Annotated in this window: 28 protein-coding genes and 1 riboswitch; of the genes, 18 read left to right on the top strand and 10 right to left on the bottom strand. The window is 71.8% G+C overall.

Features of this window, described 5'->3' with window-relative positions:
* Positions 1–23 precede the first annotated feature (23 nt).
* A complete protein-coding gene (locus tag ACIGEZ_RS05465) occupies positions 24–977 on the bottom strand; it encodes an ArsR/SmtB family transcription factor (protein WP_399825961.1) in 954 nt (317 codons plus the stop codon).
* A gap of 86 nt (positions 978–1,063) precedes the next feature.
* Here ACIGEZ_RS05465 and ACIGEZ_RS05460 point away from each other — a divergent pair, with 86 nt between their 5' ends.
* The gene (locus ACIGEZ_RS05460; RefSeq protein WP_399825958.1) at positions 1,064–2,167 is read left to right on the top strand and encodes an acetylhydrolase; all 1,104 of its coding nucleotides are present in this window, start codon (positions 1,064–1,066) and stop codon (positions 2,165–2,167) included.
* Between the two features lie 9 nt (positions 2,168–2,176).
* Positions 2,177–2,971, top strand: coding sequence for a S16 family serine protease (locus ACIGEZ_RS05455; protein WP_399825955.1), 795 nt, complete (start codon positions 2,177–2,179; stop codon positions 2,969–2,971).
* Here ACIGEZ_RS05455 and ACIGEZ_RS05450 read toward each other — a convergent pair.
* From ACIGEZ_RS05450 to ACIGEZ_RS05435, 4 genes are all read right to left on the bottom strand, one after another.
* Positions 2,904–4,226, bottom strand: coding sequence for an MFS transporter (locus ACIGEZ_RS05450; RefSeq protein ID WP_399825952.1), 1,323 nt, complete (start codon positions 4,224–4,226; stop codon positions 2,904–2,906). The genes ACIGEZ_RS05455 and ACIGEZ_RS05450 overlap by 68 nt on opposite strands.
* 43 nt (positions 4,227–4,269) lie before the next feature.
* Positions 4,270–4,449, bottom strand: a complete 180-nt coding sequence (locus ACIGEZ_RS05445) for a hypothetical protein (RefSeq protein WP_399825950.1) — start codon at positions 4,447–4,449, stop codon at positions 4,270–4,272.
* A gap of 29 nt (positions 4,450–4,478) precedes the next feature.
* The gene (locus tag ACIGEZ_RS05440; RefSeq protein ID WP_399825948.1) at positions 4,479–5,096 is read right to left on the bottom strand and encodes an ArsR/SmtB family transcription factor; all 618 of its coding nucleotides are present in this window, start codon (positions 5,094–5,096) and stop codon (positions 4,479–4,481) included.
* Positions 5,097–5,214: 118 nt separating this feature from the next.
* Positions 5,215–5,694, bottom strand: coding sequence for an Lrp/AsnC family transcriptional regulator (locus ACIGEZ_RS05435; RefSeq protein ID WP_399825945.1), 480 nt, complete (start codon positions 5,692–5,694; stop codon positions 5,215–5,217).
* A gap of 121 nt (positions 5,695–5,815) precedes the next feature.
* Between ACIGEZ_RS05435 and hppD the strand changes: the two genes are divergently transcribed.
* Positions 5,816–6,961, top strand: a complete 1,146-nt coding sequence (gene hppD / locus ACIGEZ_RS05430; protein ID WP_399825942.1) for a 4-hydroxyphenylpyruvate dioxygenase — start codon at positions 5,816–5,818, stop codon at positions 6,959–6,961.
* Positions 6,962–7,093: 132 nt separating this feature from the next.
* Here hppD and ACIGEZ_RS05425 read toward each other — a convergent pair whose 3' ends face one another.
* Entirely contained in the window at positions 7,094–8,530 is a 1,437-nt protein-coding gene (locus ACIGEZ_RS05425; protein ID WP_399825939.1) for a tetratricopeptide repeat protein, read from the bottom strand.
* Positions 8,531–8,627: 97 nt separating this feature from the next.
* On the opposite strand from ACIGEZ_RS05425, the gene ACIGEZ_RS05420 reads away from it, so the two are divergent.
* Positions 8,628–10,016, top strand: coding sequence for an FAD-binding oxidoreductase (locus ACIGEZ_RS05420; RefSeq protein WP_399825937.1), 1,389 nt, complete (start codon positions 8,628–8,630; stop codon positions 10,014–10,016).
* Between the two features lie 98 nt (positions 10,017–10,114).
* Here ACIGEZ_RS05420 and ACIGEZ_RS05415 read toward each other — a convergent pair whose 3' ends face one another.
* Positions 10,115–10,606 (bottom strand): SsgA family sporulation/cell division regulator, encoded by a 492-nt coding sequence (locus tag ACIGEZ_RS05415; protein ID WP_399825934.1) that lies wholly within the window; start codon positions 10,604–10,606, stop codon positions 10,115–10,117.
* Positions 10,607–10,962: 356 nt separating this feature from the next.
* Between ACIGEZ_RS05415 and ACIGEZ_RS05410 the strand changes: the two genes are divergently transcribed.
* Both ACIGEZ_RS05410 and ACIGEZ_RS05405 read left to right on the top strand, forming a co-directional pair.
* Positions 10,963–12,792 (top strand): RDD family protein, encoded by a 1,830-nt coding sequence (locus ACIGEZ_RS05410; RefSeq protein ID WP_399825932.1) that lies wholly within the window; start codon positions 10,963–10,965, stop codon positions 12,790–12,792.
* 146 nt (positions 12,793–12,938) lie between these two features.
* On the top strand, positions 12,939–13,697 hold the full coding sequence (locus ACIGEZ_RS05405; protein WP_399825929.1) for an RDD family protein: 759 nt from the start codon (positions 12,939–12,941) through the stop codon (positions 13,695–13,697).
* A 21-nt stretch (positions 13,698–13,718) separates the two neighbouring features.
* Here the strand turns inward: ACIGEZ_RS05405 and ACIGEZ_RS05400 are convergent, their stop codons facing one another.
* On the bottom strand, positions 13,719–13,985 hold the full coding sequence (locus ACIGEZ_RS05400) for a hypothetical protein (protein WP_399825926.1): 267 nt from the start codon (positions 13,983–13,985) through the stop codon (positions 13,719–13,721).
* A 362-nt stretch (positions 13,986–14,347) separates the two neighbouring features.
* Between ACIGEZ_RS05400 and ACIGEZ_RS05395 the strand changes: the two genes are divergently transcribed.
* A complete protein-coding gene (locus ACIGEZ_RS05395) occupies positions 14,348–16,756 on the top strand; it encodes an immune inhibitor A domain-containing protein (protein WP_399825923.1) in 2,409 nt (802 codons plus the stop codon).
* 144 nt (positions 16,757–16,900) lie between these two features.
* The gene (locus ACIGEZ_RS05390) at positions 16,901–17,203 is read left to right on the top strand and encodes a hypothetical protein (protein WP_399825920.1); all 303 of its coding nucleotides are present in this window, start codon (positions 16,901–16,903) and stop codon (positions 17,201–17,203) included.
* A gap of 12 nt (positions 17,204–17,215) precedes the next feature.
* On the opposite strand, the gene ACIGEZ_RS05385 is transcribed toward ACIGEZ_RS05390, so the two are convergent.
* Both ACIGEZ_RS05385 and ACIGEZ_RS05380 read right to left on the bottom strand, forming a co-directional pair.
* Entirely contained in the window at positions 17,216–17,806 is a 591-nt protein-coding gene (locus ACIGEZ_RS05385; protein WP_399825917.1) for an isochorismatase family protein, read from the bottom strand.
* A 127-nt stretch (positions 17,807–17,933) separates the two neighbouring features.
* Positions 17,934–19,262, bottom strand: a complete 1,329-nt coding sequence (locus ACIGEZ_RS05380; protein WP_399825915.1) for a nicotinate phosphoribosyltransferase — start codon at positions 19,260–19,262, stop codon at positions 17,934–17,936.
* 100 nt (positions 19,263–19,362) lie between these two features.
* Here ACIGEZ_RS05380 and clpS point away from each other — a divergent pair, with 100 nt between their 5' ends.
* From clpS to ACIGEZ_RS05330, 10 genes are all read left to right on the top strand, one after another.
* Positions 19,363–19,668 carry an ATP-dependent Clp protease adapter ClpS gene (clpS, locus tag ACIGEZ_RS05375; protein ID WP_128981538.1) on the top strand — a complete coding sequence of 102 codons (306 nt, stop codon included), beginning with the start codon at positions 19,363–19,365 and terminating at the stop codon, positions 19,666–19,668.
* Entirely contained in the window at positions 19,668–20,252 is a 585-nt protein-coding gene (locus ACIGEZ_RS05370; protein ID WP_399825912.1) for a DUF2017 domain-containing protein, read from the top strand. Before clpS ends, ACIGEZ_RS05370 begins: the two co-directional genes overlap by 1 nt.
* Positions 20,253–20,580: 328 nt before the next feature.
* Positions 20,581–22,008 carry an amino acid permease gene (locus ACIGEZ_RS05365; RefSeq protein ID WP_399825910.1) on the top strand — a complete coding sequence of 476 codons (1,428 nt, stop codon included), beginning with the start codon at positions 20,581–20,583 and terminating at the stop codon, positions 22,006–22,008.
* Between the two features lie 76 nt (positions 22,009–22,084).
* Entirely contained in the window at positions 22,085–22,510 is a 426-nt protein-coding gene (locus tag ACIGEZ_RS05360; RefSeq protein ID WP_399825907.1) for a Mov34/MPN/PAD-1 family protein, read from the top strand.
* 44 nt (positions 22,511–22,554) lie between these two features.
* A riboswitch (cobalamin riboswitch) is annotated at positions 22,555–22,626 on the top strand.
* A gap of 62 nt (positions 22,627–22,688) precedes the next feature.
* Entirely contained in the window at positions 22,689–23,657 is a 969-nt protein-coding gene (locus tag ACIGEZ_RS05355; RefSeq protein ID WP_399825904.1) for an ABC transporter substrate-binding protein, read from the top strand.
* Positions 23,654–24,688, top strand: a complete 1,035-nt coding sequence (locus ACIGEZ_RS05350; protein WP_399825902.1) for a FecCD family ABC transporter permease — start codon at positions 23,654–23,656, stop codon at positions 24,686–24,688. Before ACIGEZ_RS05355 ends, ACIGEZ_RS05350 begins: the two co-directional genes overlap by 4 nt.
* On the top strand, positions 24,685–25,470 hold the full coding sequence (locus ACIGEZ_RS05345; RefSeq protein ID WP_399825899.1) for an ABC transporter ATP-binding protein: 786 nt from the start codon (positions 24,685–24,687) through the stop codon (positions 25,468–25,470). The genes ACIGEZ_RS05350 and ACIGEZ_RS05345 overlap by 4 nt, the downstream gene beginning before the upstream one ends.
* A 44-nt stretch (positions 25,471–25,514) precedes the next feature.
* Positions 25,515–25,631 (top strand): putative leader peptide, encoded by a 117-nt coding sequence (locus tag ACIGEZ_RS05340; RefSeq protein WP_365756632.1) that lies wholly within the window; start codon positions 25,515–25,517, stop codon positions 25,629–25,631.
* A 123-nt stretch (positions 25,632–25,754) separates the two neighbouring features.
* The gene (locus ACIGEZ_RS05335; protein WP_399825896.1) at positions 25,755–26,033 is read left to right on the top strand and encodes a MoaD/ThiS family protein; all 279 of its coding nucleotides are present in this window, start codon (positions 25,755–25,757) and stop codon (positions 26,031–26,033) included.
* 5 nt (positions 26,034–26,038) lie between these two features.
* Complete coding sequence (locus ACIGEZ_RS05330; protein WP_399825893.1) at positions 26,039–26,989, top strand: PLP-dependent cysteine synthase family protein; 951 nt, start codon at positions 26,039–26,041, stop codon at positions 26,987–26,989.

Here is a 26,989-nt window from a genome sequence, read left to right as displayed (position 1 = left end):
CCGGCGCTGGTCCGCCCTACCCCCTAGGGGGTGCCCGTGACCAGGGTGCCCAGGGGTGTTCTCTCGTGGTGGACCGATCTGCCCGTGCGGGTCGTCGTGATCAGGCCCGCGCCGCGCAGGGCCGCCGCGTGCGCCGAGGCCGTCGCGTTGCTGACGTGCAGGGCGCGGGCCAGCTCCGTGGTCGTGTGCGGGGTGGCGAGCAGGCGCAGCGCCTCCAGGCGGGTACGGCCCAGGAGGGCCGTCAGGGCCTCGTCCGTGCCCGGGCCGTCCGCGGCGGGCGGGAGGCCGGGGCCCGCCGGGTAGGTGAGGACCACCGGGCGGGCCTGGTGGTCCTGGAGGAGCGGGCCCGCCGTCCAGTGGAAGGTCGGCAGGAGTACGAGGCCGCGTCCGTCGAGACGGACGTCGCGGTCCGCCGTCGCCGGCCACTCCCACACCGCGCCGTTCAGGCGGGTGGCCGGCGCCAGCGCCGTCAGGGCGGTGGCCAGGCCGTGTTCGGCGACGCTCAGCGCGTGCCGGGTGAACTCCGCCCGGTGCATGTCCTGGACCACCGGCCAGACGGGGGCGAGGATCGTCTCGTAGGCCGCCCGCTGGGCCCTGGCCACGGTGTGCCAGGCCGCCGGCTCGCCCGCGTGCAGGGCCCGGATCCAGCGGGGCGGGGCGCCCGTACCGTAAACGCGCTCAAGATCCGTGCGGATGATCTCCGGCACGGTCGAGCGGATGCTTTCGAAGGCGTCGGTCAGGGTGTCGCCGAGGACGTCGAGGAAGGACGGGGGGCGGCCCGCCGGCACCAGGTCGGCCAGGGGGTCCGCGGCGGCCGGCAGCGTGCGCAGGAGCCGGTGGCGCCAGCGGGCCAGGAGTGGCTCCTGGTGGGGCGTGACGGCGGTCATCAGGGCGGCGTGGAGCTCCTGGAGCGGCGCCGGGCGGGGTGCCATGCGGACGCGGGCGAGGTCGGCCGGTGTGAAGTGGATCCGCAGCACCCGCACGACTCCTCGTCTCGCGCCAGCCTTTCGGGACAGGGCTGAACCTTCGCCCGGTGCCCCCGTCCCCGCCAAGGATGCCGGGTATGACCTCATCACCCGCCATCAGTCGTCGTGTTCTCGCCAAGGGGGCGCTCCTCGGTGCCGCCGCGGGTCTGCTGCCGGCGACCGCCGCACACGCCCGGCCGCCGCTGCGGCTGCCCGCGCCTACCGGGCCGCATCCCGTCGGCGTCCGCACCGTCCAGCTGACCGACCGTTCGCGCGTCGACCCCTGGGAACCCGCGCTCGGTGCGCGGGAGGTGGTGCTGACCGTCGTCCATCCGGCCCGGACCGACCGGGGCTACCCGCGTGCCCCGCAGCTCACCCCGGCCGCCGCCCGGGTCTTCGCCGAGCTCGCGCCGCTGGCCCACCCAGGGCTGCCGGCGGCGGGGGCCGTGGACTGGGGCGGTGTCCTGACCCATGGGCACACGGGCGCGCCCGTGCTGCCTGGGCGCCGGCCCGTGCTGCTGTACACGCCGGGCGGCGGGGACTCCCGCACGCTTGGCACGGTCCTCGCCGAGGACCTGGCGAGCCACGGGGCGATCGTGGTCCTCGTCGACCATCCCGGCGACGCGACCCAGGTGGAGCTGCCGGCGGGCGGCATGCGGGTGACCGTCCTGCGCGGGGAGCCGGACGAGGCGACCTTCCGCACGATGATCGACACCCGGGTCGCCGACCTCCGGTTCGTCGTGGACCGGCTGGGCGGGCTGTTCTGCGCTGCTGCCATGGACCTCGGGCGGGTCGGGATCTACGGGCACTCCGCGGGCGGCACGGCGGCCGTGTACGCGGCGCACGGCGACCACCGGCTCCGTGCCGCCGTGAACCTGGAGGGCTATCTGGACCTCGGCCCCCTGGACGGCTTCGACCGGCCGCTGCTCCTCGTGCGCACCGAGGACTTCGACGGCGCCGCCCGCGTCGAACGCTCCTGGGCCGGTCTCGCCGCCCCGCGCCTCATGCTCGCCGGCAGTGCCCACTGGGCCGTCACCGACTACGCGGCCCTCGTCCCACGGCTCCAGGCCGCCGGGCTGGTCTCCGCCGCCACCAGGGACGCGCTCGTGGGGCCCGGTGACCCGGCGGTGGCCGTGGCGGTGCTGCGACGGCGGCTCCGCGGCTTCTTCGGCCGTCACCTGGTCCGGACGGGCGCCCAGTAGATTGGGGGCGTGCTCTCCAGTCTTCCGCGCAGCCGTGCGCTCGCGCTCTGCGCCCTGCCCGTCGTCGCGCTGCTCGCCGTCGCCGGGCTCGCCCCGTTGCCGTACTCGATCGCGCAGCCCGGGACGACGGCCGACGTGCTCGGCAAGGACAAGGGGCGTGAGGTGATCACCGTCTCCGGTGTCCCGGTCCGGGACACCGACGGGCAGCTGCGGATGACGACGATCCTGGCGACCGGGCCTTCGGAGTCCATCGAGCTCGCGGAGGTGGCCGACGCCTGGTTCCGTACGGACCGGGCGGTGCTGCCGCGCGAGTCGGTCTATCCCTCGGGCAAGTCGGACGAGGAGATCGAGAAGCGCAACCTGGGGCAGATGAAGGAGTCGCAGGACGCGGCCACCCTCGCCGCCCTCGGCTATCTGAAGCTGGATCCGAAGAAGGTGAAGGTCGATCTGCACCTCGCCGATGTCGGCGGGCCCAGCGCCGGGCTGCTCTTCTCGCTCGGCATCGTCGACAAGATCGACGGCGACGGTGACGGCGGCGACCTCACCGGCGGCCGGACCGTCGCCGGTACGGGCACGATCGAGCCCGACGGGACGGTCGGCGCGGTCGGCGGGGTCTCCCTGAAGACACAGGCCGCCGCGCGCGACGGCGCCACCGTCTTCCTGGTGCCGAAGGACGAGTGCTCCCAGGCGCGGTCGGAGCTGCCGAAGGGTTTGCGCCTGATCCCGGTGACCGCCCTCAGCGACGCGGTGTCGTCTCTTCGCGCCCTGGAGCAGGGGCAGGAGTCGAAGGTTCCGAGCTGCTGAGCGTGCTCTTGCCGGGGGCCTCCTGGCCGGGGGACTCCATGGCCCGCCAGGCGGGGAAGACCAGCGGGGCGAGCGTGGCCAGGAAGTAGATGCCGCCGAAGGTGAGCAGGGCGGTGGTCAGGCCTGCCCGCTCGACCAGGAGGCCTGCCGCAAGCCCGCCCAGCGGGGTGGTGAGCAGGACACCGGCCGTGCTGGCGCCGCCCACGCGGCTGCGCAGGTCCTCGGGGACCGTCTCGTAGAAGACGGTGGTGAGGATCGGGTTGAGCACCCCGGCGCCGAGTCCGCCGAGGGCCATCGTCACGAGCAGCGGCAGCGTGGTGTCGGTGAACGCGGCGACCACGTACGAAGGGGCGCCCGCCAGGAGGAAGCCGATCGCGAAGACCGGGCGGCGCGGGAAGCGGTGTCCGACCGCCCCGTAGAGGAGGGCGCCGAGCAGGGCGCTGCCGCCGAAGACCGCCACGAGCAGGCCGAGCGCGGCCGAGCCGCCGAGATCCTGGCGGGCGTGCACCGGCAGCAGCACCGAACTCCAGCTCTGGCCCAGGCCGTTGGTGATCATCACCATGAGGTTGATGCCGAGCAGCAGCCGGGTGCGCAGCAGGAAGGAGTAGCCCTCGCGCAGGTCGGAGCGGTAGGCGGCGAGGGAGAGCGGCGGGGCCTCGCGCAGCGGCTCGGCGGAGGGTATGCCCCGCAGTCCGGCGAGGACGAGCAGCGCGGAGACCGCGAAGGTGGCGGCGTCGACGTACAGCACCGTGTCGGCGCCTATCAGCGCGACGAGCAGTCCGGCCAGCGCCGCGCCGGTCATGCGGGCGCCCCGGGAGACGGCGTCGTACAGGCTCGCGGCGCGGGTGAGCGGTGTGCCGGCCCGGCGGGCGAGGTCGGGGACGAGGACGTGGCGGGCCGTCTCGCCCGGTGCGTGGAAGAGCCCGGTGACGGCCATCAGGGCGCACAGCATCCAGAAGGGGAGCAGGCCGGCCTCGTTGAGGAGCGGGATCGCGGCCAGTGCGAGGCCGCAGACCAGGTCGGAGAGGACGCTGACCCTGCGGCGGCCTATCCGGTCGATGACGGGGCCGCCGGCGATGGCGGAGACGACGACCGGCACGGCGGCGCAGAAGGCGACCAGACCGGCCTTGCCGGGGCTTCCCGTGGTCTCCAGGGCGAACCATGGGACACCGATGAGCGTGAGCGAATTGCCGCTGATGGAGATGGCGTTGGCGGCCAGGACGGTGGCCAGTGGCGTGCGGGCGTGCGCGGGCACGGTGATTCCCCCCGGAATTCTGTTGCTTCGGCAGCCGGCTCGGTCAGGCGGTGGCGCAGATGACCGGGCGGCTCGTGCGCGGCGTGGTCAGCTTCAGGCCGAACTCGACCAGTCTCCACCCCAGTTGGACGCGTACGGGGGTGGAGGGAGCGGTGGTCGCGGCGGTCTGCCGCAGTTCGGCGGCGGTCAGGTGGTGCAGGGTGAGGTGGATGTCGGGGTGCATGCGTTCGGCCTTTCCGGTGGTGGGTCGGGTCAGTTCGCGCCGTGCTGGGGGAAGGCGTGGAGGTGCATCCGGACCCGCTGGCTGTCCGGGGCGTCCGGCTCGGCGGTGTCGCGGTACTCGCCGATCAGCTCGTGGATCCTGCCGTTGAGCTCGCGTGCCCGCTCCGGCGTCAGGTGGAGCGTGAAGTCGCTTATGTCGGAGGCGCCGCTCCACACGTCGACCCACTCGTGCCGGTTGCCGATGAAGGTGTTGAGCTCCTGGGTGTGGATGTTCGCGACCTCGTGGAGGAAGACCTCGACGGCGCCCTGGACCTCGGGGTCGGGGTTCTTGTACAGCGACTCGTCGAAGGCCGTGCCCTGATGGACCGCCTTCCACCAGCGCTCCCGGCCCTTGCCGCGCTCCGGGTCGTCCTCGACGAAGCCGTGGGCGGCGAGCTGGCGCAGGTGGTAGCTGGTGGCACCGCTGGACTCGCCCAGCCGCTCGGCGAGTTGGGAGGCGGTGGCGGGGCCGTGGCGGCGCAGGGAGCGGAGCAGCTGGATCCGCAGGGGGTGGGCGAGGCCGCGCAGGGAGCGCGGGTCGAGCACCCGGCTGCCGGGGGGTGCGGGCTTGTCTTCGGGTGCGGGCTCGGGCTCGGGCTTCTCGGGCATGACTCCACAGTAGAGTTGCAAAGGAATCTCTGCAAGGGTTTTTTGCAGAGACTTCTTTGCAAGTCGTGCCGACGGGTCGCCCCCCGCTGGTGCCCTGCGGCCCCCCGGCACGGGGGCGTCACCGCGGGGCGTCGTCCCCCGCGGCCTGTTCCACCAGCGGGATGATCCGCAGCGGCACCGGGTTCTCCATGACGATCGCCGTGGAGGCCCGGACGATGCCGTCGAAACCGACGACCCGGTCGATCACCCGTTGGAGATCGGCGTTGGAGCGGGCCACGAGCCGGCACAGCATGTCCCCGTGGCCGGTGGTCGTGTGCAGCTCCAGGACCTCCGGCACGGTCGCCAAGTGGCCGCGTACGTCGGCTCCTTGGCCCTGCTTGATCTCCAGGGTCGCGAAGGCCGTCACCGGGTAGCCGAGGGCCGCGGGGTCGACCTCGGGGCCGAAGCCGCGGATGACTCCGTTCGACTGAAGCCGGTCGAGCCGCGCCTGGACCGTGCCGCGCGCCACGCCGAGGCGGCGCGAGGCCTCCAGGACCCCGATCCGCGGCTCCTGTGCGAGCAGCACGATCAGCCGTCCGTCCAGATGATCGATCGCCACGACGCCCTCCCGATGGTCATGATGTACAAGTCGCACCCGAAAACGGGCGCGCCACTGGGCAGACTGACCAGTGGAACAAGAAACTATTGCGCAGCTTGCCGGACGGCGCGACTCTGCTGCCATGACTGAGACCATCGACCACACCCCGACCACCGAGCGCGAGGCCGATCCCTTCCCGGTGAAGGGAATGGACGCGGTCGTCTTCGCCGTCGGCAACGCCAAGCAGGCCGCGCACTTCTACTCCACGGCCTTCGGCATGAAGCTGGCCGCCTACTCCGGACCGGAGAACGGCAGCCGCGAGACCGCCAGCTACGTCCTCACCAACGGCTCCGCCCGTTTCGTGTTCACCTCCGTCATCAAGGCCACCAGTGACTGGGGCCGCTTCCTCGCCGACCACGTCGCCGAGCACGGTGACGGCGTCGTCGACCTGGCGATCGAGGTGCCGGACGCGCGTGCCGCGTACGCCCACGCCGTCGAGCGCGGTGCCACCGGCCTCGTCGAGCCCTACGAGCTCAAGGACGAGCACGGCACCGTCGTCCTCGCCGCCATCGCCACCTACGGCAAGACCCGCCACACCCTCGTCGACCGCTCCGGCTACGACGGCCCGTACCTGCCCGGCTACGTCGCCGCCAAGCCGATCGTCGAGCCGCCGGCCAAGCGCACCTTCCAGGCCATCGACCACTGCGTCGGCAACGTCGAGCTCGGCCGGATGAACGAGTGGGTGACCTTCTACAACAAGGTCATGGGCTTCACGAACATGAAGGAGTTCGTGGGCGACGACATCGCGACCGAGTACTCGGCGCTGATGTCGAAGGTCGTCGCCGACGGCACCAAGAAGGTCAAGTTCCCGATCAACGAGCCGGCGATCGCGAAGAAGAAGTCGCAGATCGACGAGTACCTCGAGTTCTACGGCGGCCCCGGCGTCCAGCACATCGCGCTCGCCACCAACGACATCGTCGCGACCGTGCGCGCGATGCGGGCGGCCGGCGTCGAGTTCCTGTCCGTCCCCGACACGTACTACGACACGCTCGGCGAGTGGGTCGGCGACACCCGTGTCCCGATCGACGAGCTGCGCGAGCTGAAGATCCTCGCCGACCGCGACGAGGACGGCTACCTGCTGCAGATCTTCACCAAGCCGGTCCAGGACCGCCCGACCGTCTTCTTCGAGATGATCGAGCGGCACGGCTCCATGGGCTTCGGCAAGGGCAACTTCAAGGCCCTGTTCGAGGCGATCGAGCGCGAACAGGACAAGCGCGGCAACCTCTGAGGGCTGCCGCACCTGAACGAGGGGCCCGGCCCGGGGACATCCCCGGGCCGGGCCCCTTCACGCCCCGGGCGGGTTACGGGGGGCTCGCCCGGGGCCTCTGCCGCGGTCACGGTCCTTGCGTGACGGCCTTCTCTACGGCACGGCCCTTTGCGTGACGGCCTTCTGCGTCACGGTCTTCGTCGGCGGCGCCTGCTTCGCCGGCTCCTCCGGGCGCAGCTCCTTCGGCAGCTCGTCGGGCGGGTCGCCCAGAGCCGTGACGGCCTCCCTCGCGCGGGGGGCCAGGCGCGGGGAGAAGTACGGGTTGGTACGCAGGGCCTCCGACACGTGGCGGCGGGCCGGGCCGTAGTCGTCGAGGGCGCGCTCGATCTCGCCCCGGTGGTACGCGAAGAGGGCGCTGCGCAGGCCCAGGTCCGTGGCCCGTTTCGCGTACTCCAGCGCCTCCTTGGACTCGCCCGAGCGGTGCAGGGCCCAGCCGAGGGCGTCCGCCACCTGGACCGAGCGGTGGCCCCGGTCCCACTCCGCGCGCAGCCGCCGTACCGCCTGGGCCGGGTCGCCGTGGTCCGCCTCCAGGAGGCCGAGGACCGCCTCCGCGCGCGTCCAGGAGCCGGTCCGCAGCCGCTCGTACAGCGCCTGGGCGTCCCCGTCCAGGTCGAGCGACTCGTACAGCTCGCCCGCCTCCAGGAGGTACTCCGGCAGGGGCAGCCGCTCCAGGGCGGCCCGCCAGGCCTGTACCGCCTCCTGCGGGCGGCCGAGCGCCGCGAGGGCCCGCGCCCGGCCCGCGAGGGACGGCCCGTGATCCCGTACGACACGCAGCGCCGTCCCGTACTGGTTGAGGGCCTCCGCCGGCTCGCCCCGCTCCCACGCCAGGTCGCCGAGGCGGGCGAGCGCCGCGGCCTTGTCGGCGCCCGTCTCCGCCAGCGCCACCGCGTCGAGCGCCGCCGCGCCGGCGTCCTCGCGCCAGCCGTGGTCGCGGAACAGCTGCGCCGAACGCGTGCTGACCGCCGCCCCCGAGTGCAGGTCGGCCAGCGTCTCCGTCGCCTTCTGGGCAGCCTTGTAGTCGCCGAGGCCGTTGTAGGCGTCGATCAGCACCGGATACGCCGACCAGCGCTTCGGGTTCGCCTTGCGCACCCGCTCGCCCCACTCCTTCGCCGACTTCCAGTCGCCGCGCGCGTTCGCCAGGGCGGCCATGCCCAGCTGCGCGTCCACGTTCCCGCGGGCGGCCGGCAGCTCGGCGAGGGAGCGCTTCAGGGCGCTCTCCGCCCGCGGGAAGTCCGCCGCGTCCCCGCGCCGCAGCCCCCGCTCCGTATAGGCCGCGCCGAGCACCGCCCATGAGGCGTCGTCACCGGGGTGGGCCTTCAGCCACTGCTCCCGGTCGCCGATCAGCGCGACCAGGTCCGGCAGCGCCGCCTGCGCCCCCGCGTTCGCCGCGTTCGCCGCCCGCTGCGCGGGACCGGGCGCGGGCGGCGGCGTACGGCCGAACAGTTCGGGTCCGTACAGCAGCGCCGTCGCCGCGAGCACCGCGCCCACCCCGCAGGCCAGCACCGTCCTCGACACGTTCTCGCTCTTCATGGCGCTCACTGTGCTCCCGCGGGCCGCTGTACGAAGAGCACACGAGCTCCCGGTCCGGCGGGTTCACACCGATGGCCCCGGGTGCCACGCTGGACGCATGGACGATCTTCAGACGCGGTCCCGTGAACTCCACGAGGCCCTCCGGGCCGGTCTCCCCGCCGAAGCGCTGCTCACCGACCCCGACGTGACGGCCTCCTACGCCCACGACATGGCGAGCTTCTGTACGGCCGGCACCCCCGCGGCCGTCGTGCTCCCGCGCACCGTCGAACAGGTCCAGCACGTCATGCGCACCGCGACCGCCCTGCGCGTCCCGGTCGTCCCGCAGGGCGCCCGCACGGGTCTGTCCGGCGCCGCCAACGCCTCCGACGGCTGCATCGTCCTGTCCCTGGTCAAGATGGACCGCATCCTGGAGATCAGCCCGGTCGACCGGATCGCCGTCGTCGAACCGGGCGTGATCAACGCCGTGCTCTCCCGCGCCGTCGCCGAACACGGCCTGTACTACCCGCCGGACCCCTCCAGCTGGGAGATGTGCACCATCGGCGGCAACATCGGCACCGCGTCCGGCGGCCTGTGCTGCGTGAAGTACGGGGTCACCGCCGAGTACGTGCTCGGTCTGGACGTCGTCCTCGCCGACGGCCGGCTGCTCAGCACCGGCCGGCGCACCGCCAAGGGTGTCGCCGGATATGACCTGACGAGGCTCTTCGTCGGCTCCGAAGGCAGCCTCGGCATCGTTGTCAGGGCGGTCCTCGCGCTCAGGCCGCAGCCGCCCGCGCAGCTCGCGCTCGCCGCCGAGTTCCCCTCCGCGGCGGCCGCCTGCGACGCCGTCTGCGCGATCATGGAGCGCGGCCACACTCCGTCGCTCCTCGAACTCATGGACGGCACCACCGTCCGGGCCGTCAACAAGCTGGCCCACATGGGTCTGCCCGACACCACCGAGGCGCTCCTGCTGTGCGCCTTCGACACCCCGGACCCTGCCGCCGACCTGGCCGCGGTCGGCGAGCTGTGCCGGGCCGCCGGGGCCACCGAGGTCGTACCGGCCGAGGACGCCGCCGAGTCCGAACTGCTCCTCCAGGCGCGCCGGCTGTCGCTCACGGCCCTGGAGACGATCAAGAGCGCGACGATGATCGACGACGTGTGCGTACCGCGCACCAAGCTCGCCGCGATGCTGGCGGGCACGACGGCGATCGCGGAGAAGTACGGGCTGACCATCGGGGTCTGCGCGCACGCGGGCGACGGCAACACCCATCCAGTCGTGTGCTTCGACCACGCCGACGAGGACGAGTCGCGGCGGGCGCGGGAGTCCTTCGACGAGATCATGGCGCTCGGCCTGGAGCTGGGCGGCACGATCACCGGCGAGCACGGGGTGGGCGTACTGAAGAAGGAGTGGCTGGCGCGGGAGTTGGGGCCGGTGGGGGTGGAGTTGCAGCGCGGGATCAAGCGGACGTTCGATCCGCTGGGCCTGCTGAACCCGGGCAAGCTCTTCTGAAACTATTGGCTCTTCCGGCTCCTTCGGCTCTTCCGGCCCTTTAGGGTCTTCTGCCTCCTCTGGCCCTTCCGGCTCTTCGGGGCTCGCCTCCCGTGGGGTCACGCCTCACCGTCCGTGGACTCGTCCGACGGCCACGGGTCGCGCAGCCACAGGTCGTCGGCGACCACGGTGGTGGCGAGGAGTTCGGCCAGCCCGTCGTCGATGCCGAGCTGCTCGGTCTCGGTGCCCGGCGGCACGGCGCGCAGGGTCCGCTCCAGCCAGGCGGACACCTGCGCGGACGGCGCCTCCAGGAGGGCGTCACCGTCGGGTGAGGAGAGCGCCATCAGGATGACGTTGCGGCCCTCGACCTTGGTCGGCCAGATGCGGACGTCGCCGTGGCCGCAGGGCCGGAACACGCCCTCGACGAGGAGCTCGCGGGCGAAGGTCCAGTGGACGGGATGGTCGGAGCCGACGTGGAAGGTGACGTGGACCGCGTACGGGTCGTCGACGCGGTAGGCGAGGCGGGCGGGGACGGGGATGGAGCGCTCGGGGGAGAGGACGAGCTTCAGCTCGAGCTCGCGCTCGACGACGTTGTTCTCGGTGTTCTGCATGGCGGTGCCGCCTCTCTGGTCGGGGCCCAGGGGTGGGCCTTCATGGGGAGAGAGGGGGGTGGGGCGGATCCATTACGCGACTTCCGAAAACTTTCCGGGGAATTTTTCCGGGAGGGCGGGGAAGGTGGGAAACCCGCGGCGACCGCTGCGGCGGCCCACGCGGCGGGCGCGGCGAACCCACGGCCCGAAGATCACGGTGAGTGACGAAAGGGCGGGTCCGTCCCCCGAAGGCGGGGCTTTCTGGCGGGCTCCTTGTCCCCTCGGGGGCGTTCTTCGTTACTGTCCTCCTTGGGCACGGCGCGGTCGGGGCGTGGCCGTGCGGATCAAAGGCGTTGTGACTGAACGGAGTCGGGGCAGTGGCTACTCCTCCTGGAGGCGGCGGAGACGTACCGCAGGCGGGCTACTACCCGGATCCGTCGATCCCCGGGTACATCCGGTACTGGAACGGCGGCGCCTGGGTCCCCGGCACGAGCCGCCCTGCCCCCAAGGAGGGCGAAGCCCTCCCGGCCCCGCCCGTCTCGGTCGCCCCGCTGCTGGCCTCCAGCCCGGCCCCGGCCCCTGCGCCGGTCCCGGTCGCCGCGGTCGAGGAGACGGGCCCCGTCTTCCTCGACGCCGACCCGGAACCGGCCTCTCAGGAGCCCTCCTCCGCCTGGCAGGCGACGACCTCCGGCCAGACGGGCTTCGGCGGCGAACGCGACCAGAGGGTCTCGTGGGGCACGCCTGACACCGCCGGCGCGCCCGCCGATCCGCGCTCGGCCGCGGCATCCGCATGGCCGGCGGCCGACCCGCGCGAGGGCGGGCAGGGTGCCGGATCGGGGCACGGGACCGGCAGTGCCCGCGACGCCGACGCTCGTACGGGTGACGCTGGGGCCGCCGCGTCCACGAACCGGCCCGCCGGCGGCGGACAGCGGCAGGTGGACCAGGGGTCCGGCGGCTCCTCGGCGGCGGCCGCCTGGCCTGCGGCCGGTGGGCAGGGGGAGCCCGAGCAAGGGTCCGGCGGCGCCGCTGGGGGCGCCCGCGACGGTGGCCGCGTGGCTCGTGCCGCCTCGAACTCCCCGGCCGGGAGCGGCAACACCGGCGCCCCGACCGCGTGGCCCGCGGCCGCCGGCCAGGCGGTGCCGGGCCAGGGACCCGGCGGCGTGGCCGACGCCGGCGCCCGTGGGGGCGGCACCTCCTCGACTCCGGCCGGACCCGTCGCAGGCGGGCAGGTCCCTGCTCCGGACCGGTCGTCCGGCAGCGCCCCGGCGGCCGCCTGGCCTGCGGCCGGTGACGCCGCGCCAGTGGCCGCCCCGGCCCGGCAGGCGAACGCCGGTGCGCCCGCGCCCGCCTGGCCCGCGGCCGGTGGCGCCGCCGATACCGGTCGCGAGGCAGGCTCTGCCTCGGCCCTGCCGGGCCAGCGGCCCGGCGGCGCGGGCGCGGCCCCCGCGCAGGACGCCCCTGCCACCGGCGCTCCCGCCCGGCTCGGCGGCATGCCCGTCACGCCCTCCTGGGCGGCCCAGCAGGCCCCGTCGCAGGCCCAGGCCCAGCAGGCCCAGGCTCAGCAGGCCCAGCCCCACGCCCAGGCCCAGCCGCAGGCCCCCGCCCAGCAGGCTCACGCGCACGCTCCGGCCGTCCAGCAGTCCGCCCCGCAGGAATCCCAGCCCGTCGTCCCGTGGAAGCCGGTCGTCGAGGATCCGTTCCTGTCGGTGGCTCGGGCGCAGGCGTCCGCTCGGCCGGCCGGGATGGGGCGGCGGTTGGCGGCGCGGCTCATCGACACGGTCGTGCTCGGCGCGGCCGTCGGGGCCGTGTCGTACCCGTTCGTCACCGCCGCCCTCCAGCACATCGACGACAAGATCGAGGCCGCCAAGCAGTCCGGCCTCACCGTCCAGGTGTGGCTGATCGACTCGACGACCTCCCTGCAGTTCGGCATCGCCCTGGCAGCCCTGCTCGTGCTCGGTGTGCTGTACGAGGCGCTGCCCACCGCCAAGTGGGGGCGCACGCTCGGCAAGAAGGTGTGCGGGATCGAGGTGCGGGACATCGAGGCGCACGAGCCGCCCACGTTCGGGGCCGCACTGCGGCGCTGGCTGGTCTACAGCGTGCTCGGGCTGCTCGTGCTCGGGGTGCTCAACGTGCTGTGGTGCCTGTTCGACCGCCCCTGGCGGCAGTGCTGGCACGACAAGGCGGCCCGTACGTTCGTAGCCGGTTAGGGCGTGTCCGGCGGATCAGAGCCGGATGGGCCGCCCCTGATCCGGCCTGATCGACGAGGCACCCGTAGCCGGGCCACTTCAGCGCCCGTCCCCCTAACGGGCGGCGATTCCTTGCGGGGGCCCTGGTCCCGGGGTGCACTGCCCCCATGAGCAACGATCAGCCGCCGCCGCCTCCGGGCCAGCCGCCCGAGGAGGATCCGTTCGCCAAGAAGCCCCGGGAACCGAGTCCACCCCCCGGCGGCACCCCGCCCTCCGGTGGCACCCCGCCCCCGGGTCCGCCGCCCGGGGAGGACCCGTTCGGCAAGGGGCCCCAGGAGCCGCCCCCCGGCGGCCCGTCGTCCGGGAACCCGTACGACAACATGCCCCCGCCCCCACCCCCGCCCTACGGCGGCTACGGCGGCGGCTACGGCGGTGCCGATCCGCTCGCCGGGATGCCGCCGCTCGCCGACTCGGGGCGGCGGATCTTCGCGCGGATCATCGACTGGCTGATCATCGCCGTACCGCTCGCGATCATCGGCATCCCGTTCGACATCTACCAGCGGGCGACCAAGAACGACAACGACTTCGGCGACACCCTCAACAGCCTCAACGGAGGCAGCCAGCTCGTCTTCCAGCTCATCACCATCGTCGCGTACGTCGCCTACGACACCGTGATGACCGCCAGGAACGGCCAGACCCTCGGCAAGAAGCTGATGAAGCTGCGGGTCGCGATGCTCAACGACGGCTCCACGCCGCCAATGAACGCCTCCCTCATCCGCGCGATCGTGCTCTGGCTGCCCGCGCTGATCTGCTGCGCCTGCCTGTGGCCGCTGCTGATCCTGATCCTCATCCTGGTGGACAAGCCGTACAAGCAGGGCCTGCACGACAAGGCCGCCAAGACCGTGGTGGTGGCCGTACCCCAGTAACCAGACGAAAGGGACCAGGAGTTACGAACCCATCCGGGTATCGGCCCCCGCGCCCACGGGCGCGGCCGGTACCCGGATTTCGTCCGTGCGGGCGGTGCCGGAGGTCTTGACGGGCGTCGCCCGTACCGGCATCGTCACCGCCACCAGCACCCCGAGCATCAGCCCCGCTGCGCAGATCACCGCGATGCCGAGCGTCGTGGTCGTGCGGGAGAGCAACAGCAGGGCGACGGTCGCTAGCACGACGGTGGCCGAACCGTAGGCGAACTGTGCGGCGTTCGGACGCTGCATGACGGATACCGTCCCTCGAGGATCGGGGTGCGTCGGCGGAGTCGTACTGTCGAGCGACTCTACGACGGTGGATGCCCGAGCGGAACAGGAAGTAAGCGTGACCTAACCCACGGTACCCGCCGGAGTGGTGCACGGGGGGCGCATGGAGTCATCGCGCTGTTCGTTTGTCCGCAATGATGCGCCTGTGCGGTGTTCGACTATCGGAAATCCGCTCCCGCATAGTGCAGTTGGTCTGTCCAAGTCAAGATCTGTCTTTTCTCCTCCAACTCCGGTCGAATGTCGTCACTTGTGACGCGCGAACCCGCCGAGCGGACACCCCACCACCGGTCCGCGGCGAGGGGCGCCGGGGAGGACAAATCCAAGTGACCAACAGACGACGGGCGATCAGAGCGTCCGCAGTCGTCGTGGCGCTCGCGGCCACCGCCGCCACCGCCTCGACCTTCACCACCGCATGGGCCGATAACCACGGAAGCGCTCCGACGAGCGGCGCGCAGGCTGTCGACAAGACCACGGTCGACCACGACCTCGAAGGCCCCTTCAGCCGGCAGCAGGAGCAGCAGCGCAAGGCTGCCCTGGAGCAGGTCATGAGCGGCGAGACCAAGGTCGAGCGCCGTGGCGGCTCCCAGGTGGTCAAGCTCGACAACAAGAAGTACGTCGAGCTCGGCCGCGAGAAGACCGACAAGATCTTCACCATCCTCGTCGAGTTCGGCGACCAGGTGGACAACACCACCCTGGTCGACCGCAAGGACGACGACACGACCGAGCTGAAGCCGAAGTTCGGCGGCCAGCCCGGCCCGCTGCACAACTCCATAGCCAAGCCGGACCGCAAGACGGACAACTCCACGGCCTGGCAGGCGGACTACAACCGGCAGCACTTCCAGGACCTGTACTTCGGCACCGGCAAGGACAAGAACGGCCAGCCGAAGCAGTCCCTGAAGACCTACTACGAGCAGACCTCGTCCGGCCGTTACTCGGTCGACGGCCAGGTCGCCGACTGGGTCAAGGTCCCGTACAACGAGGCCCGTTACGGCTCGAACTACTGCGGCCAGACCAACTGCGCCAACGTCTGGGACACGGTCCGCGACGGTGTCACCGCGTGGGTCGCCGACCAGAAGGCCAAGGGCCGTACCGACGCCCAGATCAAGGCCGACCTGGCGCAGTACGACCAGTGGGACCGCTACGACTTCGACGGCGACGGCAACTTCAACGAGGCCGACGGCTACATCGACCACTTCCAGATCGTCCACGCGGGCGAGGACGAGTCGGCCGGCGGCGGCAAGCAGAAGACCGACGCCCTGTGGGCCCACCGCTGGTACGCCTACGGCACCAACGCGGGCAAGACCGGCCCCGAGGGCAACAAGGCCGGCGGCACGCAGATCGGCGACACCGGCATCTGGGTCGGCGACTACACGATGCAGCCGGAGAACGGCGGCCTCGGCGTCTTCGCCCACGAGTACGGTCACGACCTCGGTCTGCCGGACCACTACGACACCTCGGGCGGCGAGAACTCCACCGGGTTCTGGACCCTGATGTCGTCCGGCTCCTGGCTCGGCACCGGCAAGGACTCGATCGGCGACCTGCCCGGCGACATGACCGCGTGGGACAAGCTCCAGCTCGGCTGGCTGAACTACGCCAAGGTCAACGACTGGCAGCGGGGCACCAAGACCACCCACACGCTGGGCGTCTCGGAGTACAACACCAAGAACCCGCAGGCGCTCGTCGTCGAGCTGCCGAAGCAGAACGTCACCACCGATGTCGTGGCCCCCGCCGAGGGTGCCACCCAGTGGTGGAGCAACATGGGTGACGACCTCAAGAACACCCTGACCCGCCCCGTCGACCTGACCGGCAAGACGAAGGCCTCCCTGGAGCTCCAGGGCTGGTACGACATCGAGCTGGACTACGACTACCTCTACACCGAGGTGTCGACGGACGGCGGCACCAACTGGACCGCCGTGGACGGCACCGCCGACGGCAAGCCGCTCCCGCGTGACGCGTCCGGCGCCCCGGCGCTGACCGACGTCTCCGGCGCGTACAAGAAGCTCGTCTACAACCTGGACGCGTACGCGGGCAAGAAGTTCGACCTGCGCTTCCGCTACCAGACGGACGGCGGCGCCGGCGGCAAGGGCTTCGCGGCCGACGCCATCACCCTGAACGCCGATGGCGCCACCGTCTTCTCGGACAACGCGGAGAACGGCGACAACGGCTGGACCGCCAAGGGCTTCTCACGCATCGGCAAGGGCTTCACGAAGCAGTACGAGCAGTACTACATCGCGGAGAACCGCCAGTACGTGTCCTACGACGCGACCCTCAAGGTCGGCCCGTACAACTTCGGTTTCACGGGTGACAAGGCCGCCTGGGTCGAGCACTACGCGTACCAGAACGGCCTGCTGATCTGGAAGTGGGACCTGTCCCAGAAGGACAACAACACCTCCCAGCACCCGGGCAAGGGTCTGGTCCTCCCGATCGACTCGCACCCGAGCCCGCTGAAGTACTCGGACGGCACCCTGATGCGCAACCGCGTCCAGGCGTACGACTCGCCGTTCAGCCTCTCCCGCACGGACGGCTTCCCGCTCCACAAGGCCGGCGTCTCGACCTGGGTCCCGTCCCAGGCCGGCAACCCGATCTTCGACGACCGCAAGGGCGTCTACTGGTTCAAGGAGACCGAGCGCGCCGGTGTCCAGGTAACTGACACCAACACCAAGATCCAGGTCGTCAAGGAGCCGAAGAACGGCCAGACGATCACGGTCCAGGTGGGCCCGTCGACCAAGTGACGCTGATGTAATTCACATCGTCGCAGGTCAAAGCGTGATCGGCCGTCGCCCTCTAGCGGGCGGCGGCCGATCGTGTTTAGGTGCGTCTTACGGCCTCGGCCGCCCGACCTTATTGACAGTCGACCCACGGGGGAGTGGTTCCGCATGCCCAATGGAGGGTTCTGCAGATTGCCGGGAGGCAGCGTCGTCGTCGCCATCGGACTGCCCAGTCCGGCCGGCGACGGGGCCACCGTCCGCTTCCTCGTGCACGCCGCGAACCGCGCCCGCGCCCTGACCCGGCTGCGGAACCTGGGCCTGCGGGCGGTCTACCTGCGCGGCAACAGCGAGCCGCCGACCCCGGACGAGGTCACGGCCGTCCTGCACCACCCGGACGGCCTGCTGTGGCGGAGCACCGCCCAGGAGCTCTGGCACCCCATACGCTCGCTCCCGAAGGCACCGGCGGCCTGAACCGCCGAGTGGCTACGCCACCACCGGCTTCCCGGTCAGCTCCACGCCCGCCTCCCGCAGCTCCTCCAGCGCGCGCTCGGTGCTCTCCTTCGCCACCCCCGCCGTCAGGTCGAGCAGCACCTGCGTACGGAAACCCTCGCGCGCCGCGTCCAGGGCGGTGGCGCGCACGCAGTGGTCGGTGGCGATGCCGACCACGTCGACCTCGGTGATCTCCCGCTCCCGCAGCCAGTCCGCGAGCGTCTCGCCGTTCTCGTCGCGGCCCTCGAAGCCGCTGTACGCGGCGTCGTACGCGCCCTTGTCGAAGACGGCGGCGACGGCCCCGGAGGCGACGGCCGGCGCGAAGTTCGGGTGGAAGCCGACGCCCTCCGTGCCGGCGAGGCAGTGCTTCGGCCAGGAGACGACGTAGTCCGGCTGCTCGGAGAAGTGCCCGCCCGGGTCGATGTGGTGGTCGCGGGTCGCGACGACGTGCTGGTAGGCGGCGCCCGCCGCGTCGCCGACCAGGTCGGTGATGGCGGCGGCGACGTCCGCGCCCCCCGTCACCGCGAGGCTGCCGCCCTCGCAGAAGTCGTTCTGAACGTCCACAACGATCAATGCGCGGTGCATGGCGGGTGTCCTTAGCGCGTCGGATGGGCTGGGATCGAGCCTAGAGACTTCCCCCTCCGGAGGGGAGGGGGCGTCTCCGTGGCGTTTCGGGGCATCTGCAGGCGCATCGGTACGCCCCCGGGGCCGCTCAGGCGTACTCCGTCGCCAGCACCGGCTCCCCGCGGGACAGCTGGATCGCCGACATCGGCAGCCCGGCCCGGGCCGCGATGTGCCGGGACCGCGCCGCCTCCAGGGGCTCGCGGGCCACCACGTCGCCGCCCTTCACCAGCTCCACCAGGAGCTGACGGTCGACGAGCTCGGCCGGCACGGGACCGGTGCCGATGACCTCGGCCTCGGCGACGCCGGTGGCGTCCGTCCGGCGGGCGGCCCACTTGCGGCCGCCGATGGAGGCCTTGCCGCCCACCGACTTCTTGGCGACCGCGGTCAGCGGGGCCTTCGGGTCGGCCGAGGAGGCGCGCGCGACCAGCTTGTAGACCATCGAGCAGGTCGGGTGCCCGCTGCCGGTGACCAGCTGGGTGCCCACGCCGTACGCGTCGACGGGGGCGGCCGCGAGCGAGGCGATGGCGTACTCGTCGAGGTCCGAGGTCACCACGATCTTGGTGTCCCGGGCGCCGAGCTCGTCGAGCTGGGCCCGTACCCGGTGGGCGACCAGCAGCAGGTCGCCGGAGTCGATCCGTACCGCGCCGAGCCCGGTGCCGGCCACCTCGACGGCGGTACGGACGGCCTCGGCCACGTCGTAGGTGTCGACCAGGAGAGTGGTGCCGCTGCCCAGCGAGTCGACCTGGGCCCGGAAGGCGTCGCGCTCGCTGTCGTGCAGCAGGGTGAAGGCGTGGGCGGACGTGCCGACGGTGGGGATGCCGTAGCGGAAGCCGGCCGCGAGGTCGGAGGTGGAGTCGAAGCCGCCGACGTACGCGGCGCGGGAGGAGGCGACGGCGGCGAGCTCGTGGGTGCGCCGGGCGCCCATCTCGATGAGCCGCCGGCCGCCCGCCGCGGCCGACATGCGGGAGGCGGCGGCCGCGATGGCGGAGTCGTGGTTGAGGATCGAAAGGATCACGGTCTCCAGGAGCACGCACTCGGCGAAGGAGCCCTCGACGCGCAGGATCGGCGATCCGGGGAAGTACACCTCGCCCTCGGGGTAGCCCCAGATGTCGCCGGAGAAGCGGTAGCGCGCGAGCCACTCGAGGGTGGGCTCGTCGACGATCCCGTGCTCGCGCAGGAAGCCGAGCACGCCCGGGTCGAAGCGGAAGTTCTCGACGGCGTCGAGAACGCGTCCGACGCCCGCCACCACTCCGTACCGCCGCCCCTCGGGCAGCCGGCGGGTGAAGACCTCGAAGACGGACCGGCGGTCCGCGGTGCCGGCCCTGAGGGCCGCCTGGAGCATCGTCAGCTCGTACTGGTCGGTGAAGAGCGCCGTCGACGGAACGTCCACCGGCAGCCCAAGGTCCGCAGCGTTCATAGGAGGATGCTACCGCAGTATTCGTCACTCTGACGAATAGGGGAGCTGTGCGGGTGACCCGTTTGTGCGACCGGCCGGTGCGGGTGGCAGCATGGGGTAAGTGAGCGTCGCGCCAATTGAGATCGAACGGACCGAATCGGCCGAGGAGGTCTCCGCCGTCGTCGAACCCGACGTGCCCTGGGTGACCATCGTCCACAACGACCCGGTCAACCTGATGAGCTATGTGACCTACGTCTTCCAGGCGTACTTCGGTTACTCCAAGGACAAGGCGCACAAGCTGATGCTCGACGTGCACAACAAGGGGCGCGCGGTGGTCTCCAGCGGCACCCGCGAGGAGATGGAACGGGACGTGCAGGCGATGCACGGCTACGGCCTGTGGGCGACGCTCTCCCAGGACCGCGGCTGATGGCCGGCCGCTTCGGACCGCTGCCCGGCGGTGGCGCCGCCGTCGCCCTCGACGAGGTCGAGATCTCCATCCTCCGCTCGCTCGCCGTACAGCTCATGGAGCTGATCGGCCCGGGCGACGAGCCCGTGGAGGGCGAGGACCCGCTGGCCGCGCTCTTCGCCGAGGGTCCGAGTGAACCGCCCGCCGACCCGGCGCTGCGCCGGCTCTTCCCCGACGCGTACGGGGACGACAGCGACGAGCTGCGGCAGGCCGCCGCGGACTTCCGCCGCTACACGGAGAACGACCTGCGGGCCCGCAAGCGCGAGGACGCGCTCACGGTGGTCCGCAGCCTCGACGCGCTCTCCACGGACGCGGCCGGCGAGGGCGGGGCGGTCCTCGAGCTGAGCCCGGACCAGTCGCGGGCCTGGCTCGTCGCGCTCAACGACCTGCGGCTGACCATCGGCACCCGTCTCGAGGTCACGGACGACGACGAGAGCGAGCAGCTGTACCGGCTGCCCGACTCCGACCCGCGCAAGCCGATGGTGATGGCCTACCTGTGGCTGGGGGCGCTGCAGGAGTCGCTCGTCGAGACGCTGATGGCGTAGCCGGAGGCCCGTCTCCTGGGGTCGTTCGCTCAGCGGACGCTCAAATCCGGATAACGAATACGTTATTCAGCCGCCCCCGTTGCTCTCTCGGGTCCTTTTTGTCTGCCTTTTCGTGTGGTTCCCGTCACACGCGCCCCCGTCGATCAGTGTGAACACCGTGATAAATCTTCACGACCACCCGAGGACGCCACCCCTGTCCTCGGGGGCGCTTTGACCGGCTGACCGCCGGTGGCACTCCATCCACATCCGGGGGGATCAGGACCTGATCCGCAGCACGAACGGCCCGCGCGGCCGGTGCGCGGATCAGCATGGAGAAAGGCGCACCACCATGACCTCAGTGCAGGTCGACAAGCAGCACGACGGCACCGACGGGGCCGTGGGCGGCGGCGAGGGCTACCAGCGTGGCCTCGGCGCCCGGCAGATCCAGATGATCGCGATCGGCGGCGCCATCGGCACCGGCCTCTTCCTCGGCGCGGGCAAGGCCATCGCCAAGGCGGGCCCCAGCCTGATCCTCGCGTACGCCATCGCGGGTCTGGTCATCTTCTTCATCATGCGGGCCCTGGGCGAACTGCTCATGTACCGCCCCGTGTCGGGCTCCTTCTCGGAGTACGCCCGGGAGTTCATCGGCCCCTTCGCGGGCTTCGTGACCGGCTGGACGTACTGGCTCTTCTGGGTCGTCACCGGCATCACCGAGGTCACCGCCGCGGCGACCTACATGACGTACTGGTGGGACATCCCTCAGTGGCTGTCCGCCCTCGTCTTCACCGTGGTCCTCTACGGCGCCAACCTGATCTCCGTGAAGCTCTTCGGTGAGCTGGAGTTCTGGTTCTCCATGGTCAAGGTCACCGCCATCATCGGCATGATCCTCATCTGCGCCGGCATCCTCACCATCGGCTTCTCCGACGCCGCCGACACCGCGACCGTCGCCAACCTCTGGAACGACCGCGGCTTCTTCCCGCACGGCATCGGCAGCACGCTGATGACGCTCCAGATCGTGATGTTCGCGTTCCTCGCCGTCGAGCTGGTCGGCGTCACCGCCGGCGAGTCCAAGGACCCGAAGACCGTCCTGCCCAAGGCCATCAACACCGTGCCGTGGCGCATCGCCGTCTTCTACGTCGGCGCGCTCGTCATGATCCTCTCGGTCGTCCCGTGGTCCGAGTTCCAGCCGGGCGTCAGCCCCTTCGTCCACGCCTTCGAGAAGATGGGCCTCGGCATCGGCGCCGCCATCGTCAACTTCGTCGTGCTGACCGCGGCCCTGTCCTCCTGCAACTCGGGCATGTACTCCACCGGCCGCATGCTCCGCGACCTCGCGCTCAACGGCCAGGGGCCGAAGGCCTTCACCAGGCTGACGAAGAACGGCACCCCGCTCCTCGGCACCACCTTCTCGGCCGCGCTCATGCTGGTCGGCGTCTGGATCAACTACGTCGCCCCCGGCAAGGCCTTCGAGTACGTGGTCTCCTTCGCCACCATCTCCGGCATGTGGGCCTGGATCATGATCCTGGTCTGCCAGATCCGCTACCGCGCCAAGGCCAACCGCGGCGAGCTGCCCGAGTCCACCTTCAAGGCCCCGGGCGCGCCCTGGACCAGCTGGTTCGCGCTGCTCTTCATCGGCATGGTCATCGTGATGATGGGCATCGACGAGGGCGCCCGCGTCTCGCTGTACTGCGCGCCGCTGTGGGGCCTGATCCTGGGCGTCTCCTACCTGGTGCTCAAGGCCCGCAACCCCGAGGGTGCGGCCTTCGTGAAGCGCTCCTGACCTGCACCGTCTCGGCATTCGGGCCGTTCCGTACCACGCATCGGTACGGGGCGGCCCGTCTGCTTATCCTGTCGGCATGCTGACCATCACCCGAGCCCTGTACGACCGGATCGTGGAACACTCCCGCGCGGACCACCCCGACGAGGCCTGCGGCGTGGTCGCGGGTCCGGTCGGCACCGGCCGCCCCGAGCGCTTCATCCCCATGCTCAACGCCGCGCGCTCGCCCACGTTCTACGAGTTCGACTCCGCGGACCTCCTCAAGCTCTACCGCGAGATGGACGACCGGGACGAGGAGCCCGTGGTCATCTACCACTCGCACACCGCGACCGAGGCCTACCCGTCCCGTACGGACATCTCGTACGCCAACGAGCCGCAGGCCCACTACGTCCTCGTCTCCACCGCCGACACCGACGGCGCCGGGCCCTTCCAGTTCCGCTCCTACACGATCGTCGAGGGCGTCGTGGCGGAGGAAGAGGTCAAGATCGTCGAGGCGTACGAGTGAGAGCCCGAGTGAGAGACTGACCCGGACCAACGGGCGGCAGGACCCAGGAAGCCGGTGCGAACCCGGCGCGGTCCCGCCACTGTGACCGCCCCCTCGGGGGCGGGAGCCAGGAACTGACCTGCCGCCTCTCACCACCGATCGGGGACGTGGAAATCCCCGTCAGGAGGCACGTTCCGTCATGTCCCGGCGCCGCCCGCTGCTGTCCGCCGCCCTTCTCGTACCCCTGCTCGCCGCCTGCTCGGCACCGGCCGCCGAGCCCACCGCGAAGGCCGCACCCGGCTTCCCGTACACCGTCACCAACTGCGGTGTGAAGACCACCTACCAGGCCCCGCCGAAGCGCGCGGTGACCATGAACCAGCACGTCACCGAGGTGATGCTCGCCCTCGGCCTGGAGAAGTCCCTGGTGGGCACCGCCTACCTGGACGACGCGATCCTCCCCGCGTACAAGAAGGCGTACGACACCGTCCCCGTCCTCGCCAAGGAGTACCCCTCCAAGGAGGCGCTCCTCGCCGCCGACCCCGACTTCGTGTACGGGGGTTACGCCAGCGCCTTCGACGCCAAGGCCGGCCGCGGCCGCGACGACCTGAAGCGCTCGGGCATCGACTCCCGCCTCAACACGGAGTACTGCCCCTCCGGCGCCTCCTCCCTCGACGACCTCTACCGCGAGGTCGGCGAGGTCGGCCGCACCTTCGGCGTCGCCGGCCGGGCGGAGAAGTGGGCCCGCGAGGCCCGCGCCGGCGTCGCCGCCACCGAGCAGCGGCTGCGCGGCGCCGCGCCCGTGTCCGTCTTCGTCTACGACAGTGGCGACAAGACCGCGTTCACGGCCGGCGGCAAGGGCATCGGCAACGAGCTCATCACCCGCGCCGGCGGCCGCAACGTCTTCGCCGACCTCGACAAGACCTTCGGCGACGCCACCTGGGAGCAGGTCGTCGCCCGCAAGCCCGAGGTCGTCCTCATCTACGACTACGGCTCCACCACCGTCGCCCAGAAGAAGCAGCGGCTCCTCGACGACCCCGCCCTGCGCGAGGTCCCCGCGATCAAGAACCGCCGCTTCGCCGTGCTCCCGCTCTCCGACGCGGTGCTCGGCGTACGGGCCCCCGGCGCCATCGGGAAGCTGGCGGCCCAGCTCCACCCCGCCGCCCGATGACCCGGGTCCGCCACGCGTCCGTCGTCTCCGGACTGCTCGTGGCGCTCGCCCTGGCCGTCCTCGCCTCGCTCGCCCTCGGCTCCGTCCGCATCCCGCCCGGCCAGGTGCTCGACGCCCTGACCGGGCAGGCCGGGCCCTCGCCGTACCGGACCATCGTGCTCGACGTCCGGCTGCCCCGGGTCCTGCTCGGGGCGGTCGTCGGGGCCGGGCTCGCCGTCGTCGGCGCCGTCCTGCAGGCCCTGGTCCGCAACAGGCTCGCCGACCCCTTCCTGCTCGGCATCTCCTCAGGGGCGTCGGCGGGCGCGGTGGCCGTGATCGTCCTCGGCACCGGGGTGTTCGGCGGGGTCCTCGGCGGAGCCACCACCACCGTCGCGCTGCCCGCCGGGGCCTTCGCCGGCGCCCTGCTCGCGCTCGTCCTCGTCTATGCCCTGGCCCGGCGCGGCGGCACCATGACCGGCGCCCGGCTCGTCCTCGCCGGGGTGGCCGTCTCGTACATCCTGTCCGCCCTGACCACCCTGCTCCTCGTCGTCGCCGGCCGGCCCGAGCAGTTCCAGGAGGCGCTGTTCTGGTCCCTCGGCGGGCTCGGCAGCGCCCGCTGGGACAGCCTGGCCCTGCCCGCCGCCGTCCTCGCCCTCGGCATCGGCGCCCTGCTCACCCTCGCCCGCCCGCTCGACCTGCTGCTCGTCGGCGAGGAGGGCGCCACCGTCCTCGGCCTGGACACGGCCCGCTTCCGCGCCGCCGTCTTCGTCCTCGCCTCGCTGGTCACCGCCGTCATGGTCGCGGCCAGCGGAGCCGTCGGCTTCATCGGCCTGATGGTCCCGCACGCCGCCCGCCTGGCCGTCGGCGCCCCGCACCGCCGGCTGCTGCCGGTCTGTGCGCTCGGCGGGGCGCTCGCCCTCGTCCTCGCCGACCTGGCCGCCCGCACGGTCGCCGCGCCCCAGGACCTCCCGGTCGGCGTCCTCACCGCGCTGACCGGCGGCCCCTTCTTCCTCTGGCTGATGCGCCGCCGCCCCGAAGGAGCCACCCTGTGACCGAGCTGCGGGTCGAATCCCTCTCGTACGAGGGACGGCTGCGGGAGATCGACCTCGTCGCCCGCCCGGGCGAGACCGTCGGCCTCGTCGGACCCAACGGCAGCGGCAAGACCACCCTGCTGCGCTGCGTCTACGGCACCCTCACCGCCACGTCCGGCCGCGCCCTCCTCGACGGCGACGACCTGCACGCGCTCGGGCCGCGGGCCCGGGCCCGCCGGGTCGCGACCGTGCCGCAGGACAGCGCCGCCGAGTTCGAGCTGACCGTCCGCGAACTGGTCGCCCTCGGCCGCTCACCGCACAAGCGCTTCTGGGAGGGCGACACCGGACAGGACCGGGCACGGGCCGACCGGGCGCTGGCCCGGGTCGGCATCCAGGACCTCGCCGACCGCCCGTACCCCGGCCTCTCCGGCGGCGAGCGCCAGCGCGCGCTCGTCGCCCGGGCGCTCGTCCAGGACCCGGCGCTGCTCGTCCTCGACGAGCCCACCAACCACCTGGACATCCGCTACCAGCTGGAGATCCTCTCCCTCGTACGCCACTTGGGCACCACCAACCTCCTCGCCCTGCACGACCTGACCCTCGCGGGGGCCTACTGCGACCGGCTCTACGTCCTCAAGGACGGCCGGGTCGTCGCCGAGGGGCCGCCGGCCGAGGTCCTCACGCCGGCCCTGCTCGCCACCGTCTACGGGGTGGAAGCCGAGGTCATCGCGCATCCGCGGACCGGAACCCCGCTCGTCGTCTATCTGGCCAGTCCGGCAGCCGAACACAATCTGTCCGCCATGTGAGATCACATTCCGGAACCCGGACCGGGAATCGATACGATGACCGCATGGTTTCCCACGACGTGAGCGAAGAGACGCCGGGCACACCCCTGCTCGTGGCGCGGCTGCACGTCGACCTGTGCCGCCTCGCGAGCGCGATGTGTCCGCCGCGCGCCGCGCTCTGAACCACCGGCCACGGCCCGAGCGCACCCGCACCACCCGTACGACCCCCCGCGGCGCGGGGGCCCCACGCGCGCGCCCACCACGCCACCACCCTCGTCTCGCCCCTTCCGACAGGAGCCCACGTCATGGCCATCGAGGTCCGCATCCCGACCATCCTCCGCACCTACACCGACGGCGCCAAGGCCGTCGAGGGCAGCGGTGACACCCTCGCCGCGCTCTTCGCCGACCTGGAGTCCCGCCACGCCGGGATCGAGGCCCGCATCGTCGACGGCGACAAGCTCCGCCGCTTCGTCAACGTCTACCTGAACGACGAGGACGTCCGCTTCCTCGACGGCATCGACACCAAGCTCACCGACGGCGACAACGTCACGATCCTGCCCGCGGTCGCGGGTGGCATGGTCTGATCCACATGCGCTACGACTCCCCGCTGGCGGCGGTCGGCAACACACCCCTGGTCCGGCTGCCGCGGCTGTCCCCCTCGGACGACGTCCGCATCTGGGCCAAGCTGGAGGACCGCAACCCCACCGGCTCGGTCAAGGACCGCCCCGCGCTCCACATGATCGAACAGGCCGAGAAGGACGGCCGGCTCACCCCCGGCTGCACCATCCTGGAGCCCACCAGCGGCAACACCGGCATCTCGCTCGCCATGGCGGCCAAGCTCAAGGGCTACCGCATCGTGTGCGTCATGCCGGAGAACACCAGCGAGGAGCGCCGCCAGCTGCTCGCCATGTGGGGCGCCGAGATCATCTCGTCCCCCGCGGCCGGCGGCTCCAACACGGCCGTCCGCGTCGCCAAGGAGCTCGCCGCCGAGAACCCGTCCTGGGTGATGCTCTACCAGTACGGCAACCCGGACAACGCGGGCGCCCACTACGCCACCACCGGCCCCGAGATCCTCGCCGACCTGCCCTCCGTCACCCACTTCGTGGCCGGCCTCGGCACCACCGGCACCCTCATGGGCGTCGGCCGCTACCTGCGCGAACACAAGCCCGACATCAAGATCGTCGCCGCGGAGCCCCGCTACGACGACCTGGTCTACGGCCTGCGCAACCTCGACGAGGGCTTCGTTCCCGAGCTGTACGACGCCTCCGTGCTCACCACCCGCTTCTCGGTCGGCTCCGCGGACGCGGTCACCCGTACCCGTGAACTCCTCCAGCAGGAGGGCATCTTCGCGGGCGTCTCCACCGGCGCGGCCCTGCACGCGGCCATCGGCGTCGGAAGGAAGGCGGTCAAGGCGGGCGAGAGCGCCGACATCGTCTTCATCGTCGCGGACGGCGGCTGGAAGTACCTGTCGACCGGCGTCTACACGGCCGCCACGACGGAAGAGGCCATCGCGACCATGCGCGACCAGCTCTGGGCGTAG

The sequence above is a fragment of the Streptomyces sp. NPDC085481 genome (genome assembly GCF_044541845.1).
Classification (GTDB): domain Bacteria; phylum Actinomycetota; class Actinomycetes; order Streptomycetales; family Streptomycetaceae; genus Streptomyces.
Note: the sequence above shows the minus strand (reverse complement) of the source record. Positions and strands in the feature narration are given on the sequence as shown.

Coding starts and splice junctions, on each gene's coding strand:
- ACIGEZ_RS05400 (WP_399825926.1), bottom strand. CDS start 13,985: ATGCAGCGTCCGAACGCCGCACAGTTCGCCTACGGTTCGGCCACCGTC.
- ACIGEZ_RS05460 (WP_399825958.1), top strand. CDS start 1,064: ATGACCTCATCACCCGCCATCAGTCGTCGTGTTCTCGCCAAGGGGGCG.
- ACIGEZ_RS05350 (WP_399825902.1), top strand. CDS start 23,654: ATGACCCGGGTCCGCCACGCGTCCGTCGTCTCCGGACTGCTCGTGGCG.
- ACIGEZ_RS05340 (WP_365756632.1), top strand. CDS start 25,515: ATGGTTTCCCACGACGTGAGCGAAGAGACGCCGGGCACACCCCTGCTC.
- ACIGEZ_RS05440 (WP_399825948.1), bottom strand. CDS start 5,096: ATGCCCGAGAAGCCCGAGCCCGAGCCCGCACCCGAAGACAAGCCCGCA.
- ACIGEZ_RS05330 (WP_399825893.1), top strand. CDS start 26,039: ATGCGCTACGACTCCCCGCTGGCGGCGGTCGGCAACACACCCCTGGTC.
- ACIGEZ_RS05370 (WP_399825912.1), top strand. CDS start 19,668: ATGGCCGGCCGCTTCGGACCGCTGCCCGGCGGTGGCGCCGCCGTCGCC.
- ACIGEZ_RS05385 (WP_399825917.1), bottom strand. CDS start 17,806: ATGCACCGCGCATTGATCGTTGTGGACGTTCAGAACGACTTCTGCGAG.
- ACIGEZ_RS05445 (WP_399825950.1), bottom strand. CDS start 4,449: ATGCACCCCGACATCCACCTCACCCTGCACCACCTGACCGCCGCCGAA.
- ACIGEZ_RS05425 (WP_399825939.1), bottom strand. CDS start 8,530: ATGAAGAGCGAGAACGTGTCGAGGACGGTGCTGGCCTGCGGGGTGGGC.
- ACIGEZ_RS05420 (WP_399825937.1), top strand. CDS start 8,628: ATGGACGATCTTCAGACGCGGTCCCGTGAACTCCACGAGGCCCTCCGG.
- ACIGEZ_RS05365 (WP_399825910.1), top strand. CDS start 20,581: ATGACCTCAGTGCAGGTCGACAAGCAGCACGACGGCACCGACGGGGCC.
- ACIGEZ_RS05380 (WP_399825915.1), bottom strand. CDS start 19,262: ATGAACGCTGCGGACCTTGGGCTGCCGGTGGACGTTCCGTCGACGGCG.
- ACIGEZ_RS05390 (WP_399825920.1), top strand. CDS start 16,901: ATGCCCAATGGAGGGTTCTGCAGATTGCCGGGAGGCAGCGTCGTCGTC.
- ACIGEZ_RS05360 (WP_399825907.1), top strand. CDS start 22,085: ATGCTGACCATCACCCGAGCCCTGTACGACCGGATCGTGGAACACTCC.
- ACIGEZ_RS05335 (WP_399825896.1), top strand. CDS start 25,755: ATGGCCATCGAGGTCCGCATCCCGACCATCCTCCGCACCTACACCGAC.
- ACIGEZ_RS05415 (WP_399825934.1), bottom strand. CDS start 10,606: ATGCAGAACACCGAGAACAACGTCGTCGAGCGCGAGCTCGAGCTGAAG.
- ACIGEZ_RS05355 (WP_399825904.1), top strand. CDS start 22,689: ATGTCCCGGCGCCGCCCGCTGCTGTCCGCCGCCCTTCTCGTACCCCTG.
- hppD (WP_399825942.1), top strand. CDS start 5,816: ATGACTGAGACCATCGACCACACCCCGACCACCGAGCGCGAGGCCGAT.
- ACIGEZ_RS05405 (WP_399825929.1), top strand. CDS start 12,939: ATGAGCAACGATCAGCCGCCGCCGCCTCCGGGCCAGCCGCCCGAGGAG.